The organism is Microbacterium sp. SA39, assembly GCF_000967865.1.
Taxonomy (GTDB): domain Bacteria; phylum Actinomycetota; class Actinomycetes; order Actinomycetales; family Microbacteriaceae; genus Microbacterium.
Genome location: NZ_JXRU01000032.1, coordinates 139,346 through 157,951, shown reverse-complemented (window position 1 = coordinate 157,951; position 18,606 = coordinate 139,346). Strand labels below are relative to the sequence as shown.

General features: G+C 67.4%; 17 protein-coding genes. 8 read left to right on the top strand and 9 right to left on the bottom strand.

The annotated features are described in order from the left end of the window. The first annotated feature begins 15 nt into the window (after positions 1-15). The gene (locus RS85_RS08460) at positions 16-1,311 is read left to right on the top strand and encodes a flavin-containing monooxygenase (protein ID WP_046012986.1); all 1,296 of its coding nucleotides are present in this window, start codon (positions 16-18) and stop codon (positions 1,309-1,311) included. Positions 1,312-1,356: 45 nt separating this feature from the next. After that, entirely contained in the window at positions 1,357-2,103 is a 747-nt protein-coding gene (locus RS85_RS08455; RefSeq protein WP_046012985.1) for an alpha/beta hydrolase, read from the top strand. Between the two features lie 19 nt (positions 2,104-2,122). Here RS85_RS08455 and RS85_RS08450 read toward each other — a convergent pair whose 3' ends face one another. From RS85_RS08450 to RS85_RS08410, 9 genes are all read right to left on the bottom strand, one after another. After that, on the bottom strand, positions 2,123-3,223 hold the full coding sequence (locus tag RS85_RS08450; protein WP_052703494.1) for a polysaccharide deacetylase family protein: 1,101 nt from the start codon (positions 3,221-3,223) through the stop codon (positions 2,123-2,125). Positions 3,224-3,258: 35 nt separating this feature from the next. Beyond that, complete coding sequence (locus RS85_RS08445) at positions 3,259-4,374, bottom strand: adenosine deaminase (protein ID WP_046012984.1); 1,116 nt, start codon at positions 4,372-4,374, stop codon at positions 3,259-3,261. A 55-nt stretch (positions 4,375-4,429) separates the two neighbouring features. Continuing rightward, positions 4,430-5,734, bottom strand: a complete 1,305-nt coding sequence (locus RS85_RS08440; protein WP_046012983.1) for a thymidine phosphorylase — start codon at positions 5,732-5,734, stop codon at positions 4,430-4,432. Continuing rightward, entirely contained in the window at positions 5,731-6,129 is a 399-nt protein-coding gene (locus RS85_RS08435) for a cytidine deaminase (protein ID WP_046012982.1), read from the bottom strand. The genes RS85_RS08440 and RS85_RS08435 overlap by 4 nt, the downstream gene beginning before the upstream one ends. Before the next feature lie 26 nt (positions 6,130-6,155). Beyond that, complete coding sequence (locus RS85_RS08430; protein WP_046012981.1) at positions 6,156-7,442, bottom strand: ABC transporter permease; 1,287 nt, start codon at positions 7,440-7,442, stop codon at positions 6,156-6,158. Continuing rightward, positions 7,439-8,758: an ABC transporter permease gene (locus RS85_RS08425; protein WP_046012980.1), complete on the bottom strand. Its 1,320-nt coding sequence runs from the start codon at positions 8,756-8,758 to the stop codon at positions 7,439-7,441. Before RS85_RS08425 ends, RS85_RS08430 begins: the two co-directional genes overlap by 4 nt. Further along, on the bottom strand, positions 8,755-10,269 hold the full coding sequence (locus RS85_RS08420; protein WP_046012979.1) for an ABC transporter ATP-binding protein: 1,515 nt from the start codon (positions 10,267-10,269) through the stop codon (positions 8,755-8,757). Before RS85_RS08420 ends, RS85_RS08425 begins: the two co-directional genes overlap by 4 nt. A 118-nt stretch (positions 10,270-10,387) precedes the next feature. Further along, positions 10,388-11,500 carry a BMP family lipoprotein gene (locus RS85_RS08415; protein ID WP_046012978.1) on the bottom strand — a complete coding sequence of 371 codons (1,113 nt, stop codon included), beginning with the start codon at positions 11,498-11,500 and terminating at the stop codon, positions 10,388-10,390. A gap of 148 nt (positions 11,501-11,648) precedes the next feature. After that, a complete protein-coding gene (locus tag RS85_RS08410) occupies positions 11,649-12,764 on the bottom strand; it encodes a mannose-1-phosphate guanylyltransferase (RefSeq protein WP_046012977.1) in 1,116 nt (371 codons plus the stop codon). A 192-nt stretch (positions 12,765-12,956) separates the two neighbouring features. Between RS85_RS08410 and sdhC the strand changes: the two genes are divergently transcribed. From sdhC to RS85_RS08380, 6 genes are all read left to right on the top strand, one after another. Further along, complete coding sequence (gene sdhC, locus RS85_RS08405; RefSeq protein ID WP_082087547.1) at positions 12,957-13,391, top strand: succinate dehydrogenase, cytochrome b556 subunit; 435 nt, start codon at positions 12,957-12,959, stop codon at positions 13,389-13,391. Then, positions 13,391-13,834, top strand: a complete 444-nt coding sequence (locus RS85_RS08400; RefSeq protein WP_046012975.1) for a succinate dehydrogenase hydrophobic membrane anchor subunit — start codon at positions 13,391-13,393, stop codon at positions 13,832-13,834. Before sdhC ends, RS85_RS08400 begins: the two co-directional genes overlap by 1 nt. Before the next feature lie 19 nt (positions 13,835-13,853). Continuing rightward, positions 13,854-15,680 carry a succinate dehydrogenase flavoprotein subunit gene (gene sdhA / locus RS85_RS08395; protein WP_046012974.1) on the top strand — a complete coding sequence of 609 codons (1,827 nt, stop codon included), beginning with the start codon at positions 13,854-13,856 and terminating at the stop codon, positions 15,678-15,680. A 2-nt stretch (positions 15,681-15,682) separates the two neighbouring features. Further along, a complete protein-coding gene (locus tag RS85_RS08390; RefSeq protein WP_046012973.1) occupies positions 15,683-16,450 on the top strand; it encodes a succinate dehydrogenase iron-sulfur subunit in 768 nt (255 codons plus the stop codon). A gap of 77 nt (positions 16,451-16,527) precedes the next feature. After that, the gene (locus RS85_RS08385; RefSeq protein ID WP_046012972.1) at positions 16,528-17,736 is read left to right on the top strand and encodes a YihY/virulence factor BrkB family protein; all 1,209 of its coding nucleotides are present in this window, start codon (positions 16,528-16,530) and stop codon (positions 17,734-17,736) included. Between the two features lie 10 nt (positions 17,737-17,746). Beyond that, positions 17,747-18,586, top strand: a complete 840-nt coding sequence (locus RS85_RS08380) for an exodeoxyribonuclease III (RefSeq protein WP_046012971.1) — start codon at positions 17,747-17,749, stop codon at positions 18,584-18,586. The last annotated feature ends 20 nt before the right edge of the window (positions 18,587-18,606 follow it).

Sequence of the window (18,606 nt, the reverse complement as noted above, 5' to 3'; positions counted from 1 at the left end):
CGTGCAGGGAGCAGCATGAGCAGATACGCGGTGATCGGGGCAGGTCCGTCGGGCCTGGCCACGGCGCGCGCTCTGCAGAAACGCGGCATCCCGGTCGACGGCTACGAGGCGTCGCACCGCGTCGGCGGCCTCTGGGACATCACGAACCCGCGCAGCACGATGTACGAATCGGCGCACCTCATCTCGTCGCGCACGACCACGGAGTTCACCGAGTTCCCGATGCGTTCGCGCGTCGACTATCCCGGCCACCGCGTGCTGCGAGAGTACTTCCAGGAGTACGCCGACCACTTCGACCTCACCGGGAAGTTCCGCTTCGAGACACGGGTGACCCGGCTCGAGCCGCGCGACGACGGCTGGGACCTGACCAGCATCGGGCCCGACGGCGAGCAGACGCACAGGTACGCGGGCGTGGTGCTCGCGAACGGCACGCTCTCCGCGCCGAACCTCCCGATGTTACCGGGTCATTTCACGGGCGAGCTGCTGCACACGAGCGCCTACAAGTCCCCGCAGCAGCTAGCCGGAAAGCGGGTGCTGCTGATCGGGGCGGGCAATTCCGGCTGCGATATCGCGGTGGATGCCGTGCACCACGCGGCATCCGTCGACATGAGCGTGCGGCGCGGATACTACTTCGTGCCGCGCTACCTGTTCGGCCGGCCCAGCGACACCTTGAACCAGGGTCGTCCCTTGCCGGCGCGGATCAAGCAGGCGCTCGACAGCCGGGTGCTGCGGGCGTTCACGGGCGACCCTGTGCACTTCGGGTTCCCGAAGCCCGACTACCGCATCTACGAGTCCCACCCGATCGTGAACACCATGATCCTGAACCATCTGGGTCAGGGTGACCTGCGGATCCTGCCCGACGTCGAGCGATTCGACGGCGAGACAGTGCACTTCCGCGACGGCAGCGCAGCTGACTATGACCTGGTGATGCTGGCGACCGGGTACACGCTCGACTACCCGTTCGTCGACCGCGAGCACCTGCACTGGCGCGGCGCCGCGCCCCGCCTGTTCCTCAACCTCTTCCCCGCATCCTTCAACGGCCTGTACGTGATGGGCATGATCGAGGCATCGGGCATCGGGTGGCAGGGCCGCTACGAGCAGGCGGACCTCCTGGCCTCGTACCTCGACGCGGTCGAGCACGACACCTCGCGTGCAGCCCGGTTCCGTGCCCGGGTCACCGGTGCCCCCTGGCCCGACCTGACCGGCGGGTACCACTACCTCGGACTCGACCGCATGGCCTACTACGTGAACAAGGACGCCTATCGCGGCGCGGTCCGGCGCGAGAAGACCGCGCTCGAGGCGACCCACCCATAGCTCGCCGCGGCCGGTGCGGCTCCGACTCCGGAGTAGCGTTGAGAGGTGCGGAAGAAGCGTGGGCGTCGGGTTCTGAAGGGTGTCCTCTGGGGCCTCGTGATCGTGCTGGTACTCGGTGCCGGTGGCATCATCGCGTGGAGTCAGATCGGAGTGATGGCCGCCGAGCCGGAACCGCTGGCGAGCGTGCGGGAGAACCCGGAGATCACGGTCGAGGATGCCGCGCAAGGGATCGTGCTCGCGCCCGCCGACGGCGAGTCCGACCTCGGGCTGGTGTTCGTCCCCGGCGCGAAGGTCGACCCCTGGGGATACGCCGCGATCCTGCAGGGCCTGGCCGAGGAAGGCATCACGGTCGTGATCACCCGGCCCTGGCTGAACCTGGCCTTCTTCGATCCGCGCGGGCTCGACTCGTTCACCTCGGCGGCACCCGACATCGACGAGTGGAGCGTCGGCGGGCATTCGCTCGGCGGGGTGCGCGCGTGCCAGCTCGCGGCGGATGCCGATGCGCTCGTGCTGTTCGGCTCCTACTGCGCGACCGACCTCTCGGCGACCGATCTGCCGGTGCTGAGCCTGGCCGGCAGCGCGGACGGGCTCTCCACCCCCGAGAAGATCGACGACGTGCGTGACCAGCTCCCCACCGACGCCGAGATGATCGAGATCGATGGCGCCTCACACGCCTCCTTCGGCGACTACGGGCCGCAGGCCGGTGACGGCACGCCCACGATCTCGTCCGAGAAGATGCACGCCGAAGTGACGGACCGCGTGGGCGCGTTCCTCGAGAACCTCCCCCGGTGACGGCGGGTGCCGAGCACCGTCAGCCGATGCGCTTGATCAGCGACTCCAGACCCATCCCGTAGTCGATGCGGACCACCGGGAGTGCCAGCTTGTCGGTGCCGATCCCGACGTAGCCCGGTTCGATGGTGCGCGCCATCTGGAAACCGGCCTGCAGCACGCCCTGCTTCGCCGTGTCGTTGTAATGGCCGAACGGGTAGGCGATGACCTCGCGGACGCCGAGCGTGTCGCCGGACGCATTGAGGTCGGCGGCGATCTCTTCGACACTCCAGTTGACGATGCGTCCCTTGCCGTTCGCGCCGGCCTGATGCATGTCGTGGGTGTGCGACCGACGGAGCACATAGATCGACGGCGGAGGATCCGACCGGTAGGCGGTGACCATGAACGACGTCGACAGCAGGTGATGCCTCTCGATCACGGGGACGGCGAGATCGAACCAGGTCTGATCCGCGTCGTCGTCCGTGATGATCACCGAGCGCGCCGGCAGATGAAGCCGCCCGTCGATGAAGGCGCTCAGTTCATCCCAGGTGGGCAGGTAGAAGCCCGTCGTGGCGATGTGGTTCATCTGGGCATCGAAGTCACCGGTATACGCGTAGTTCCCACGCAACCACCCGGACTCGCCGTCCGGGTTCGCCGTGAACTGGTGGTACATCAGGATCGGGACCTGCGTGTGCTCCGCGAGGTTCTCCTCCGGCGTCTTCCACGCTCCATGCAGCTCGATCTGCTGGTCCGTGCAGCTGACCGGATCGGCGCCGTTGATACGTGATGCAGACGTGAACGCCGCAGCGTCGTCGGCCGAGGGATACCAGCCGGCGAAGACGAAACCCTCCTTCGCCGGGATCGGCAGTGCCACGTACAGTCCGTTCTGCCACTGCAGCATCGGAACCTCGGCGATCCCGTCACCGGCGAAGCTCACGGCGCACGCGAGGGGATTGTTGGCGTCCGCCAGGAGCTGTTCCGCCGGCGTCAGCGGGGTCGGCTCAGGCGAAGGTGCTGGCGTCGACGACGAGGTCGCCGTCGACTGCGGACCCGCGCCGGCGGACGCCGCGTTCATCCCGGCGAGCACAGCGAGCGCTCCCCCGCCCGACACGACGACGACAGCACTCACGATGATGACGACCATGCTCGCCCGACGTCGGTTCCCCCCGGACACCGGCGTCAGACGTCGAAGCCGTCGGCGATCATCTCGACGAGTTCTTCGCGCTCCTCGACAGGGAGGAAGGCCGCGGCCGCCGCGTTGAACTGGAAGGTCTCGAGGTCGTCGAGATCGTACTCGAACGCCTCGACGAGCAGCGCCAGCTCGCGGGTGAGCGAGGTCGCGCTCATCGTGCGGTTGTCGACGTTCACCGTCACTGCGAAACCGAGCTGATACAGCAGGTCGAACGGGTGGTCGACGAGCGCGGTGCCCCAGGCCGCGACCGCTCCGGTCTGCAGGTTCGACGACGGCGAGAGCTCCAGCGGGATCTCGCGATCGCGCACCCACCGCGCCAGCTCGCCGAACTGCACCTGCACCTCATCGCCCTCCTGCGTGATGACCTGCAGGTCCTCGGCGATGCGAACGCCATGGCCGAGTCGCAGCGCTCGACCGTCGAGCAGCGCGGAGCGGATCGATGCGGGACCGGCCGCCTCACCGGCATGCACGGTGACCGGGAAGAAGTTCTCGGCGAGGAAGTCGAACGCCTTGCGGTGGTTCGACGCCGGGAATCCGTCCTCGGGACCGGCGATGTCGAAGCCTACGGCTCCGCGACCGCGGAAGTCGACCGCGAGCTCCGCGATCTCCAACGACCGGTCCGTGTGCCGCATCGCGGTGATCAGCTGCCCCACCCGGATGCTGCGCCCGTCACGGTCCGCGGCGTCCTCGCCCTCCTCGATGCCCTGCTGCACGGCTTCGACGGTCTCCTCCAGCGTGAGTCCGCGGCTCAGGTGCTGTTCCGGAGCCCAGCGAACCTCGCCGTAGATCACGCCGTCCGCAGCCAGGTCCTCGACGAACTCGCGCGCCACGCGGGTGAGCCCCTCCTTGGTCTGCATCACCGCGGTGGTGAGGTCGAAGGTCTTCAGGTACTCGACCAGCGAGCCCGAATCGCTCTGCTTCGTGAACCACGAGCCGAGAGCCGCTGCATCGGTCTCCGGTACGTCGACCTCTGCGGCATCCGCCAGCTCGATGATCGTCGCGGGCCGCAGCGCACCGTCGAGGTGGTCGTGCAGCGACACCTTCGGCAGGCTCCGCAGGGAGGTCCCCTGGATGGTGACGTCGCCGTTCGCATCGATCGACATGGTGGTCCTCTCGGTCGCGGAAATGCTCAGTTCAGGGTAGCGGTAGCGACAGCGGTCACGCGGTGATGCGCTCGCGCACGATCGGGCCGGCCTCCGGCGCATGTTCGCCGAGCGCCCACGAGCCCTCGAGCGCCTCGAGCGCGCGTGGGAACCGCGCCGCATCCGCTGCGGACAGCGTGAACAACGGCTGTCCCGCGTCAACACGATCTCCCGGCTTGGCATGCAGGTCGATGCCCGCCTCGAAGATCACCGGGTCCTCGGCCCTCGCGCGGCCCGCGCCCAGACGCCAGGCGGCGATGCCGAACGGCAGGGCGTCCATGCGGGTGACGACGCCGTCGGTCTGCGCGGTGACGACGTGCGTCTCGCGAGCGGTCGGCAATGCCGCATCCGGATCGCCGCCCTGCGCGCGGATCATGGCCTTCCAGCTGTCCATGGCACGGCCGTCGTCGAGCGCCGCCTCCACGTCGGCATCCGGCTTGCCCGCGAGCGCCAGCATCTCCTGCGCGAGGGCGATGGTCAGTTCGCGCACGTCGGCGGGCCCGCCTCCGGCGAGGATCTCCACGGATTCGCGGACCTCATTGGCGTTGCCGATCGCGAAGCCGAGCGGCACGTTCATGTCGGTCAGCAGCGCGGTCGTCGCGACACCGGAGTCGGTGCCGAGGGCGACCATCGTGCGCGCGAGTTCGCGCGCACGATCGATGTCCTGCATGAAGGCGCCGGAGCCGAACTTCACATCCAGCACGAGGGCGTCGGTGCCCTCGGCGATCTTCTTCGACATGATGCTCGAGGCGATCAGCGGGATCGCCTCCACGGTGCCGGTCACGTCGCGCAGCGCGTAGAGCTTCTTGTCGGCGGGGGCTAGCCCGGAGCCGGCGGCGCAGATGACCGCGCCCACGTCGCCCTGCATCTGCGCGAACATCTCCTCGTTACTGAGGGCCGCACGCCATCCCGGGATCGACTCGAGCTTGTCGAGCGTGCCGCCGGTGTGACCGAGACCGCGACCGCTCAGCTGCGGGACCGCCACGCCGAACGAGGCGACCAGCGGCGCGAGCGGCAGGGTGATCTTGTCGCCGACCCCGCCCGTCGAGTGCTTGTCGACGGTCTTCTTGCCGAGGGCGGCGAAGCTCATCCGCTCCCCCGAGGCGATCATCGCGTCGGTCAGGACCCGGATCTCGTCGCGCTCCATGCCCCGCTGGAAGATCGCCATCGCGAACGAGGCCATCTGCGCGTCGGAGACGTAGCCGCGCGTGTAGGCGTCGACCATCCACCGCAGCGCCTTCTCGGGAACGGCGCCGCCGTCCCGCTTGGCGCGGATGACATCCACCGCGTCGAAAGGCTCGATGGTGCCATGACCGGTCATCGGGCGTCCTCCAGGTCGCGCGGCCCGAACGCGTCGGGCAGCACCTCGTCGATCGTGCGGATGCCGGAGACGGTCTCCAGCAGCATGCCGGGCATCGCGTGCTCGAAGAGCAGCTGTCGGCAGCGCCCGCACGGCATGATCGTCTGCCCGTCGTTGTTCACGCACACGAAGGCGACGAGCTGACCGCCGCCCGACATGTGCAGATCGCCCACGAGGGCGCACTCGGCGCACAGCGTCACGCCGTAGGAGGCGTTCTCGACGTTGCAGCCGGCCACGATGCGGCCGTCGCCCACGAGTGCTGCGGCGCCGACACGGTACCGCGAGTACGGCGCATACGCCTTGGTCATGGCATCCGTCGCGACCTGGCGCAGCTCATCCCAGTCGATGTCTGTCATTGCAGTGCTTCCTCTTCCGGACGGATCTAGGACTTGATGTACGGTTTGCCGTCGGCGGCGGGCGCCTTGATCTGACCGGCGAACCCGGCCACTGCGAGCAGGGTCACGAGGTACGGCAGCATCAGCATGAACTCGCCGGGGATCGGCGTCTTCAGGATCGAGAGCAGGTTCTGCAGGTTCGTCGCGAAGCCGAACAGCAGGGCCGCCAGAGTCGCGCGGATCGGATCCCAGCGACCGAAGATGACCGCCGCGAGGGCGATGAAGCCGAGTCCCGCGGTCATGTCCTTGCCGAACTGCGGCACCGAGACGAGAGTGAAGTACGCGCCACCCATGCCGGCGATCGCACCGGCGAGCAGCACGTTCCAGAACCGGGTCGGGTTGACCTTGATGCCCACGGTGTCGGCGGCCTGCGGGTGCTCGCCCACCGCGCGGAGCCGGAGTCCCCATCGCGTGCGGTAGAGGCCCCAGGCGACGACGGCGACGGTGACGAACATCAGGTACCCGATGAAGGTCTGATTGAACAGCACCGGTCCGATGATCGGGATGTCGCTGAGCAGCGGGATCTCGACACGCGGGAAGCGTACGGGAGTGTTGAGCGTCTCCTCGTTCGGCGCGAGCAAAGCGCCGTAGAGGAATCCGGTGAGCCCCGTGACCAGCACGTTGAGCACGACGCCGACGATGACCTGCTCGACGAGGTACTTGATCGCGAACGCCGCCAGCACGCTGGCCACCAGCACGCCCCCGACCATCGCGCCGAACAGACCGACGAAGGGGTTTCCCGTGATGCTGGAGAGGAGTGCGGCGGAGAACGCGCCCAGGAGAAGCTGTCCCTCGATCGCGACATTCACCACGCCGGCACGCTCGCCGATGACACCGCCCAGAGCGCCGAACACCAGCGGCACCGACAGCGAGACCGCCCCGAAGAGCAGACTCGTCACCGGGACGAGGCCGCCGGCGGCGGCCCACACGAGGAAGGCGAACACGGCCAGCACGCTGAACCCGACGACCAGCCACAGCGACGGACGGCGGTAGGTCCACGCCCTGAGGAAGGCTACGGCGGTGAGGACGACGAGAAGGCCGATCACGACCCAGAACGTCGTGGCCGTGGGCAGGGCGACGTCCGGCAGTGCGAAAGCCGACGATTGGTCGGAGAGCCGGAAGGTGCTCACTCCGGAGCGCGGCACGAGCAGGAACAGCAGCACGAGCAGCACGGTGGCCGCGGCCAGCACGATCGGCGCCTTGAGGTGCCGCTCCTTCACGGTCGCGAGCTGCACGGTGCCGTCGGCGGCCTGGGTCTGCACGAGGTTCGTCATGCCGTCACCGCCTTCTTCGCGGCCTTGGCTCTGAGCCTGGCCGCCTTCTCGATGTCGGTCTTGGGCAGGAAGAACACGGCGCGCAGCAGCGGGGGCGCGGCGATGAACAGCACGACGAGCGACTGGACGACGAGCACGATGTCGACCGGGATGTCCTGCGCCTGCATCGAGAACGATCCCGCCTTGAGCGCACCGAACAGAATGCCGGCGGCGAACGTGCCCCAGGCGCGGCTGCGTCCGAGAAGAGCGACCGTGATCGCGTCGAATCCGATGCCTGCGTCGATGGTCTCGGTCACACCCGTGGTGACGGCGCCCTGGATCTGGTTCATACCCGCGAGGCCCGCGAGGCCTCCGGCGAAGAGCATCGCGTACACGTAGATGCGCTGCACGCTGATGCCGGCGGCGCGCGCCGCGTGCGGGTTCTCACCGACGGCGCGCATCCGCATGCCGAGCGATGACCGCTCGATGAGCCACCAGACGAACAGCGTCGCCACGACCACGATCACGAACCCGAGGTCGAGCAGCGGGAACTGCGGTCCGAGCAGAGTCGGGAACTGCGCGCTCTCCGGCGTGGCCGAGCCGAGCGCCTGGTTCGTGCCCGGCTTCTGCAGCAGACTCGGTGTGCGGATCATCCACAGCAGCAGGTAATAGGCGATGTAGTTGAGCATGATCGTGAGGATCACCTCGTGCGCACCGGTGCGGGCCTTGATCAGACCCGCGATGGCGCCCCAGAGCGCACCACCGGCGATCCCGGCGATCAGCGTGACGGGGATGTGCAGCCACAGCGGCAGGTCCAGCGAGAACGCCAGCAGAGCGGCGACCGCGACACCGATGAGCATCTGCCCGCGGGCGCCGATGTTGAACAGGCCGACCCGGAACGCGAGAGCGACACCCAGGCCCGCCGCGATCAGCGGGGCGGCGAAACCGAGGGTGTTCGTGAGCGGACGGATCTGCGCGGCGAAGTCGGCACCGCGCGCGTTGAAGATCGCTCCGCGGATCAGCGCCTCGTAGCCGTTGTAGACCGCGTTCCACGCGGCGGCGATCGTGTCGGTGGGCCGTGAGAAGAAGTACCCGGAGGCCTCCTGCACGTCGGTGTTGGTCAACGCGATGAGGATGCCGCCGACGATCAGCGCCAGCACGATCGCGAGGATCGTGGTGACCGCGCTGCCGCGCAGCATCTCCTTGAGGATGACGTTGCCGCGCGGGGGCGGTGGCACATCCGACGAGTCGCGAGGGACGGTGCCGGTGGGCGTGCCGAGCTGCTCCGGAGGGAGGCCCTTGGTCACGTCTCCCGCACCGGGCGTCGATCCGCTCACGCGGCCACCTCTCCTTCTGCCGCTCCGGCCATCATGAGTCCGAGTGTCTCTCTGGGTGTGTCGCCCGGAACGATGCCGACGATCGCGCCGCGGTACATGACCGCGATGCGGTCGGCGAGAGCCGCGACCTCGTCGAGCTCGGTGGAGACGACGACCACCGGCACACCGGCATCCCGCGTCTCGATGATGCGCTTGTGGATGAATTCGATCGAGCCGACGTCCACACCGCGGGTCGGCTGCGCGGCGACCAGCAACCGCAGGTCACGGCTCATCTCCCGCGCGATCACGACCTTCTGCTGGTTGCCGCCCGAGAGCGTCCCGGCGGGGGTGTGCGGTCCCTGCGTGCGGATGTCGTACTCGCGGATGCGGTCTCCGGCGAACTTCTCCAGAACCGACCGCAGGATGGTGCCGCCCCGGCTGAAGGCACGGTCATCCGTCCGGTCCAGGATCAGATTCTCCGCGACCGAGAATCCGGCGACGAGGCCGTCCTCGGTCCGGTCCTCGGGCACGTAACCGACGCCCTCATCGAGGATCGCGCGCACGCTCTTGCCGACGAGCTCCGTCCCGTCGAGGGTGATGCTTCCCTCGACACGGGCCGCGAGACCGACGATGGCCTCCACCAGTTCCGTCTGTCCGTTCCCCTGAACGCCGGCGATCGCGAGGACCTCCCCGGGACGCACCGCGAAGTCGATGCCGTCGACCACGATCGCGCCGGTCGGTGTCAGCACGCGAAGGCCCTTGACCTCGAGTCCGCCCTCTCCGATGCGAGGAGCGTCCTTGTGCACCGTGAGCTCGACCGCTCGTCCCACCATGAGGGAGGCGAGTTCGGCATTCGTCGCCGAGGGGGACGCCTCGCCGACGATCCGCCCGAGACGAACGATGGTGATCGTGTCGGCGACCTCGCGCACCTCGCGCAGCTTGTGGGTGATGAAGACGATCGCGGTGCCCTCGTCGCGGAGCTGGCGCATGATGCCCATCAGCTCATCGGTCTCCTGCGGAGTGAGCACAGCGGTGGGCTCGTCGAACACCAGAACCTTGGCATCGCGGGAGAGCGCCTTGATGATCTCGACGCGCTGCTGGACGCCTACGGGGAGGTCGCCGACGAGCGCGTCGGGATCGATGTCGAAGCCGAACCGCGCGGCGACCGCTCGCACGTGCTCTCGCGCCTTCGCGATGTCGAGCGTGCCGAGGGCCTTGGTCTGCTCGTGACCGAGCATGACGTTCTCCGCCACCGTGAAGACGGGGACGAGCATGAAGTGCTGGTGGACCATGCCGATGCCGGCCGCCATCGCGTCGCCGGGTCCGCGAAAGCGCTGGACCTCGTCATCGAGGAGGATCTCGCCCTCGTCGGCCTGATACAGGCCGTAGAGCACGTTCATGAGGGTGGACTTGCCGGCACCGTTCTCACCGAGCAACGCGTGGATCTGCCCCGGCTCGACGACCAGATCGATGTGGTCGTTGGCGACGAGAGTACCGAATCGCTTGGTGATGCCGCGAAGTTCGAGCTTCATATCTGCACCTTATCCAGAAGAGTCATCCAGAAGTGATCCCGCAGGACCTTCGTCCGGTCACAGTGCGGGGCGAGTGGCAGACTGCTCACCACTCGCCCCGCACCTGCACCGTTTCGACTTACGGGGAGTTCTCGGACTCCACCGTGATGTCACCGGAGATGATCTGCTCCTGGAGCGCTGCGATCTCGTCGAGGAGACCGTCCGGGAGCTCGCCTTCGAAGTCGCCGAATCCGGAGAGCTTGACGCCCTCGTTATCGAGCGTTCCGACGTACGGCGCCGCGTCGAACTCGCCGGCGGCGGCTGCGGTGGTCGCATCCTTCACGGCGACGTTGATCGCCTTCATGATCGAGAACATCGTGACGTCTGCGACGCTCGGGTCGGCGACCGCGAGGTCGCTGTCGACGCCGACCATCAGCGTCTCCTTGCCGCTGTCGGCGATGGCTGCCGCGGCGCTCTGGTAGATCGGTCCACCGACGGGGAGGATCACATCGACGCCCTGGTCGAGCACGCCCTGTGCGGTCTGCTTGGCGGTGTCGTTCGCATCGAAGCCACCGGTGAAGGAGCCCTCCTGCGTGGCGACGTCCCAGCCGAAGACCTGGACGGCGGCGGACTTGTCCTCGTTGTACTTGTCGACGCCGAGCGCGAAACCGTCCATGAACACGGCGACCGAGGGGATCTGCATCCCGCCGAACGTGCCGACCTTGTTGACGCCGCTCTGGGCGGACCAACCTGCTGCGGCGTATCCGCCGAGGTAGGCGGCCTGAGCCGTGTCGAAGACGAGCGGCTTGATGTTCGGAGCATCGGTGGTGCCGTCGAAGTCAGTGTCGGCGTAGTCATCGATGATCGCGTAGTCGATCTCGGGGTTCGCGGTTGCGGACTCGACCGTCGCGGCAGCGAGCTTGAAACCGACGGCGACGATGAGCGAGCAGCCTTCGGAGACCGCGGTCTCGAGGTTCGGTGCGTAGTCGTTGTCGTTCGCGGACTCGAACTCGAGGGGCTTGATGCCCAGCTCTTCAGCGGCGCTGTCCATGCCCTCCTTGGCCGACTGGTTGAACGACTTGTCGTTCCAGCCGCCCGCGTCGGAGATGAGGCAGGGAAGGAAGTCGGAGTCTGCCGGGCCCTCGGAGCCGGCCGGCTCGTCGGCGGGCGCCTGGCCACAGCCGGCGAGCGCGAAGATGACGCCCGCGGCGACTGTCGCGCCGAGCAGCTTCTTGGTGGTGGAGATGGTCAACGGGTGCCTCCCTCAACGAAACCGCGGCCATCGCGGATCGCTCAAAGTTACCTACTGTTCCACCTTTTGTGCATGCTCGCCTCGCACGTGCTGGCGAATGGTTACCAAGCTGAAATCAACCCGGCCGATGAGCATCGGCCTCTGCTCATCAGAGCACATCGCCCTGCCCGTTGAGCTTGAGCGACTCGACGACGCCCTTCACCCTCTGTGCGTGCTGCACCGTGGTGACCAGCAGCGCGTCTGGTGTGTCGACGACCACGATGTCCTGCACTCCGACGAGGCTGATCACCCGAGACGTCTGACTCACCAGGATCCCGCTCGCGGCATCCGACAGCACCCTGGCGTTCGGACCGAGAACAGCGAGGTCGTTCTTGCGCCCGTTCGTGATCAGCTTGGTCAGGGATGCGAAGTCGCCGACGTCGTCCCAGTCGAAGTGACCGGGCACGACCGCGAGCCGCCCACGCCGGGCTGCGGGTTCCGCGACGGCGTAGTCGATCGCGATCTTCTTCAGACGGGGCCAGATCCGGTCGACCGCGGGACCGCGGCGCTCACGGTCGTCCCATGCCTCGGCCAGTTCCATCAGGCCCGCATGCAGGTCGGGCTCGTTGGACTCCAGCTCCTCCAGCAGCACGCTCGCTTTGGCGATGAACATGCCCGCGTTCCACAGGTACCCCCGATCGGCGAGGTAGGCCTTCGCGGTCTCCAGGTCGGGCTTCTCGACGAAGCTCTCGACGAGAGCAGCCTCCCGCGCGCGCTCGACCACGAGCTCCGGACCCTTCTTGATGTAGCCGAATCCGATCGCCGGCTCCGTCGGGGCGATGCCGATCGTGCAGATGTAGCCCTCGCGAGCGACCTCGACCGCGTCGCGGACGGCGAACTCGAACACGCGAGTGCCGCGGATGACGTGATCCGCACTGAACGAGCCGATGATCACGTCGGGGTCGCGCCGATGCAGGATCGCTGCGGCGAGCCCGATCGCCGCAGCCGATTCGCGCGGCTCCGACTCCAGGAACACGTTGAGATCCGCGATGCCGGGGAGTTCGGCCTCGACGGCAGCACGGTGCGCACGGCCGGTCACGACCGCGATCCGATCCGGCCCCGTGAGCGGCACCAGCCGATCCCAGGTGTCGCGCAGCAGCGAGTGCCCGGATCCGGTGAGGTCGTGCAGGAACTTGGGCGCATCCGCGCGCGAGAGCGGCCACAGTCTGCTGCCGATGCCGCCGGCGGGGATCACCGCATAGAAGTCGGGGATGGGCGAGGTCATCGTGCCAGCGTATCGGGCGCCCTCTCCGTTCTCTCCCTCGCGAGTCGCACCTCGAACTCTCTCGACGTCGAGAGGACTTAGGCTCCCCTTCGTCGCTCCCCTGCTGAGACGGGAATAGGATGGACAGCGATCGGGCGTGCCTGACACCTGCGCAGCACGCGACCGATTCACATCGATCCAGGGAGGACGACCGTGTCCACGAGCGCTCGCTTGACACCGTCGATTTCGGAAACCACTTCCAAGACACCGCGCGGCACCCTGTATCGGGGTCGCGAGGGCATGTGGTCGTGGGTGCTTCATCGCATCACCGGAGTCGCCATCTTCTTCTTCCTGTTGGTGCACGTGCTCGACACGGCGCTGATCAGGGTGTCGCCGGAGGCGTACAACGCCGTCATCGGCACGTACAAGAATCCGATCATGGCCCTCGGCGAAGTCGTCCTGGTCGCCGGCATCGTGTTCCACGCGATGAACGGCCTCCGGATCATCGCCATCGACTTCTGGTCGAAGGGCGCTCAGTATCAGCGTCAGCTCTTCTGGGGCGTCCTGGCTGTGTGGGTCGTCATCATGGCCGGTTTCGTGCCGCGTCACCTCATGCTCGCCTTCGCCGGCTTCGGAGGAGGAGAGTGATGGCCACGCAGACCGTCGCCGCCCCGAACCGCCGTCAGCGCGGTTTCAACCTCGAGAAATGGGGCTGGATCTTCATGCGCGCCTCGGGCGTCGTGCTCGTCGTGCTGATCTTCGGCCACCTCTTCATCAACCTCATGGTCGGCGACGGCATCCACGCCCTCGACTTCGCGTTCATCGCCGGCAAGTTCGCCACGCCGTTCTGGCAGTGGTGGGATGTCATCATGCTCTGGCTGGCACTGCTTCACGGCGCCAACGGCATGCGCACCATCGTGAACGACTACGTCACGAACAACACCGCTCGCAAGGCGCTGACCTGGGCGCTCGGCCTCGCCGCAGGTCTCCTGATCCTGCTCGGCACGCTCGTCGTGTTCACGTTCGACCCCTGCTTGGGTGTCACCGAGTCGAGCACACTGTGGGAACAGTGCCAGACGCTGGGCAAGTAGAAGAGAAGGCATACGAGAAGTGACCACTGAGACCCAGGATTCCGTCGTCCGCGACGGCGTTCATTACCACCAGTTCGACATCGTCATCGTCGGCGCCGGAGGCGCCGGGATGCGGGCAGCCATCGAGGCCGGCTCGGGCGCGAACACGGCGGTGATCTCGAAGCTCTACCCCACGCGTTCGCACACCGGCGCAGCACAGGGCGGCATGGCGGCAGCACTCGCCAACGTCGAAGAGGATTCCTGGGAGTGGCACACCTTCGACACCGTCAAGGGCGGCGACTACCTCGTCGACCAGGATGCTGCGGAGATCCTCGCGAAGGAGGCCATCGACGCGGTCATCGACCTCGAGAACATGGGCCTGCCCTTCAACCGCACGCCCGAGGGCAAGATCGACCAGCGCCGCTTCGGCGGCCACACCGCCGAGCACGGCAAGACGCCGGTGCGACGCGCCTGCTACGCGGCCGACCGCACGGGCCACATGATCCTGCAGACGCTGTTCCAGAACTGCGTCAAGCTCGGCATCAACTTCTTCAACGAGTTCTACGTGCTCGATCTGCTGACGGTGAAGGATGCCGACGGCAAGACGCAGGTCTCGGGCGTCGTGGCCTACGACCTCGCCACGGGTGAGCTGCACGTCTTCCAGGCCAAGGCCGTCATCTTCGCGACCGGCGGTTTCGGCAAGATCTTCAAGACGACCTCCAATGCGCACACCCTCACCGGTGACGGCGTGGGCATCGTCTGGCGCAAGGGCCTGCCCCTCGAGGACCTCGAGTTCTTCCAGTTCCACCCGACCGGGCTCGCCGGTCTCGGCATCCTCCTCACCGAGGGCGCGCGAGGCGAGGGTGCGATCCTCCGCAACGCTTCGGGCGAGCGGTTCATGGAACGCTATGCGCCCACCATCAAGGACCTCGCTCCGCGTGACATCGTCGCGCGCTGCATGGTGCAGGAGGTGGCCGAAGGACGCGGCGCAGGCCCGCACAAGGACTACGTCCTCCTCGACTGCACGCACCTGGGCGCCGAGGTTCTCGAGACCAAGCTCCCCGACATCACCGAGTTCGCCCGCACGTACCTGGGAGTCGACCCGGTCGTCGAGCCGGTGCCCGTGATGCCGACCGCGCACTACGCGATGGGCGGCATCCCCACCAACAACGACGCCGAGGTCCTCGCGGACAACACCACGGTCGTCCCGGGGCTGTACGCCGCCGGCGAGTGCGCCTGCGTTTCCGTGCACGGCGCGAACCGCCTGGGCACCAACTCCCTCCTCGACATCAACGTGTTCGGCAAGCGCGCAGGACGCAAGGCCGTCGAGTACGTCAAGACGGCGGACTTCGTGCCGCTGCCGGAGAACCCGGCCGGCTTCGTCTCCGGCATGCTCGAGGACCTGCGCAACAACCAGGGCACCGAGCGCATCGCCGTGCTGCGCAAGGCACTCCAGGACGAGATGGACAAGGGCGCCCAGGTGTTCCGCACCCACGAGTCCCTCGAGCACGTGCTCGGCGTCATCAAGGAGCTGCGCGACCGCTACATGAACATCCATGTCGACGACAAGGGCAAGCGGTTCAACACCGACCTCCTCGAGGCCGTCGAGCTGGGCTTCCTGCTCGACATCGCCGAGGTCGTGGTCTACGCGGCGCAGAACCGCAAGGAGAGCCGCGGCGGGCACATGCGCGACGACTTCCCGCAGCGCGACGACGAGAAGTACATGCAGCACACGATGGCCTACCTGACCGGCGACCCGCATTCGTCGACGCCGAGCGACCACATCAAGCTCGACTGGAAGCCCGTGGTGTTCACCAAGAACGAGCAGGGCGAGTTCAACTACCCGCCGATGGAGAGGAAGTACTGAGCATGTCCACCGCCATCGCAGAATCCCCGGCGAGCACGACCGAAGAACCGGCCATCCAGTCGTTCATCGTCACCTTCAACATCCGTCGCTTCGACCCCGAGGTCGACGCCGAGCCGCATTGGGTGGACTACGACGTGGAGCTCTACTCCACGGACCGGGTCCTCGACGCGCTGCACAAGATCAAGTGGGAGGTCGACGGTTCGCTGAGCTTCCGGCGCTCCTGCGCCCACGGCATCTGCGGCTCCGACGCCATGCGCATCAACGGCCGCAACCGCCTGGCCTGCAAGACGCTGATCAAGGATCTCGACATCTCGAAGCCGATCTACGTCGAGGCCATCAAGGGCCTGCCGCTCGAGAAAGACCTCATCGTCGACATGGAGCCGTTCTTCGCCTCCTACCGCGAGGTGCAGCCGTTCCTCGTCGCGAGCTCCGTGCCGGAGAAGGGCAAGGAGCGCGTTCAGTCGATCGCCGACCGCGAGATCTTCGACGACACCACGAAGTGCATCCTGTGCGCCGCGTGCACCTCGTCGTGCCCCGTGTTCTGGACCGACGGACAGTACTTCGGCCCGGCCGCGATCGTCAACGCGCACCGCTTCATCTTCGACTCGCGCGACGACAACGCGGCTGTCCGCCTCGACATCCTCAACGACAAGGAAGGCGTCTGGCGTTGCCGCACGACCTTCAACTGCTCCGAGGCGTGCCCTCGCGGCATCGAGGTCACCAAGGCCATCGCCGAGGTGAAGCAGGCGGTCCTCCGGGGCCGTCCCTGACGGCCTCCGAGTGACGATAACGGGCGGGATCCCTCGAGGGATCCCGCCCGTTATCGCTGTGTGGATAGGGTGAGGACGTGTCAGATCCCGATCGCGCTGCAGCCGAGCCCGGTCGCCTCGACGCGGCTGTCGAGCGCGCGACCCTGCTGACGAGGCGAACTCTCGGGCTGTTCCCGGTGCGCGTCTGGCGTCATTTCCTGCAGCACAACGGGTTCCTGCTCGCAGCAGGCGTGAGCTACCAGGCGCTCTTCGCCATCTTCGCCGCGATCTATCTCGCCTTCGCCATAGCCGGCCTCTGGCTCGGCGGCAGCACCGAGGCGGTCGACGGCATGATCGAGATCATCAACAGCTACATCCCGAACCTGATCCAGGAGCAGGGGGGCGTCGTCACGCCCGAGCAGGTGCAGGAGATCGCGGCGAGCACGACAGGGGTTCTGGGCATCACCGGCCTGATCGCTCTCGGCACGGTCATCTGGACGGCCATCGGGTGGGTGACGTTCTCGCGACGCGCCACCAGGGACATCTTCGGACTGCCGCCGGACACCCGCAGCTACGTGATCCTGAAAGCGCGCGACCTGCTCGCCGCACTGATCTTCGGCGTCGCGCTGATCCTCGGTTCGCTCCTCAGCTCTGCGAGCGCCGTGGCGCTGAGCTGGATCCTCAGCCTGCTGCGCTGGGACGGAGGTTCGGACGGCTTGAACATCAGCATCCGCATCGGGACGGTGCTGATCTCCTTCGCGATGATGTCGGCCGCACTCGCGGCCATGGTGCGTTTTCTCACCGGTACGTCGCTGCAGTGGCGGGTCATCTGGCCCGGCTCTCTTCTCGGCGGCGGCGCGATGACCCTCCTCCAGTTCGGCGCGGGGTTCCTGCTGAGCTACACGCCGTCGAATCCTCTGCTGGCGACGTTCGCGATCTTCATCGGTCTGCTGCTGTGGTTCCGTATCAACGGAGTGGTCATGCTGGTGGCGTCCTCGTGGATCGCGGTGGCCGCGCAGGACCGGGATCTCCCGCTCCTGACGCAGACGGAGGCGGAGCGACGCAGGGCCGAGCATGAGACGCTTCTTCAGGCGGCGCACATCCGCGTGCGGGAGGCCCAGGCCGCGCGAGACGCCGCGCCGTGGTACCGGGGGTGGCAGGCGGAAAGGGCCGTCCGTACGGCAGAGGCGCAACTCGCGGCCGTCGAGGCGTCAGCGCCTCCTCCCGCGGATCCGGGTCCTCCCTTCGCCCGGCGTCTGCTGAGCGAGGTGCACCGCTCGTCTCGGGATGTCGGCGGCCCTCGTTAGGCTTGTGTCCATGCCTCATCTGCGTATCGCCACGGTCAATGTCAACGGGATCCGGGCGGCGGCTCGCAACGGAATGGGCGCGTGGCTCGATGCGGCAGACATCGACATCCTGACCCTGCAGGAGGTCCGCGGGCAGGACGAGCACCTCGAGGCGGCCCTTCCGGGGTGGACCTTCGTTCACGACGAGGCGGTGGCCAAGGGTCGTGCCGGTGTCGCGATCGCCAGCCGCGTTCCTGCTCTCGCCTCGCGCACCGACTTCGGCCCCGAGGACTTCGACTCCAAGGGGCGCTGGATCGAGGCGGACTTCCTGATCGGCGACCGTCCTCTCACCGTCGTGAGCGCGTACGTGCACTCCGGCGAGGCCGACACTCCCAAGCAGGACGAGAAGTGGAAGTTCCTCGACGCATTCGGCATCCGTCTGGCCGAGCTGGGCGCCGGCGGCGCGCTGGCGCTGGTGACCGGCGACCTGAACGTGGGTCACCGAGAGCTAGACATCAAGAACTGGCGCGGCAACCGCAAGAAGGCGGGTTTCCTCCCCCGGGAGCGCGCGTACTTCGACCGATTCCTCGGCGAGGCCGGCACGCAGGTCACCGGCGTCGACGGCTCGGTGGGTCCGGGCCTCGGATGGGTGGACATCGGTCGCCGCTTCCACGGTGAGGTGGACGGGCCGTACACCTGGTGGTCGATGCGCGGACAGGCGTTCGACAACGACTCGGGATGGCGCATCGATTACCACCTCGCGACTCCGTCCCTCGCCGAGCGGGTGCAGACGTACCAGGTCGCTCGTGCTGTCGCGTACGATCAGCGCTGGAGCGATCACGCACCGGTCGTGGTCGACTACACGTATTGAACGAGCCCAGGCCGACCGGG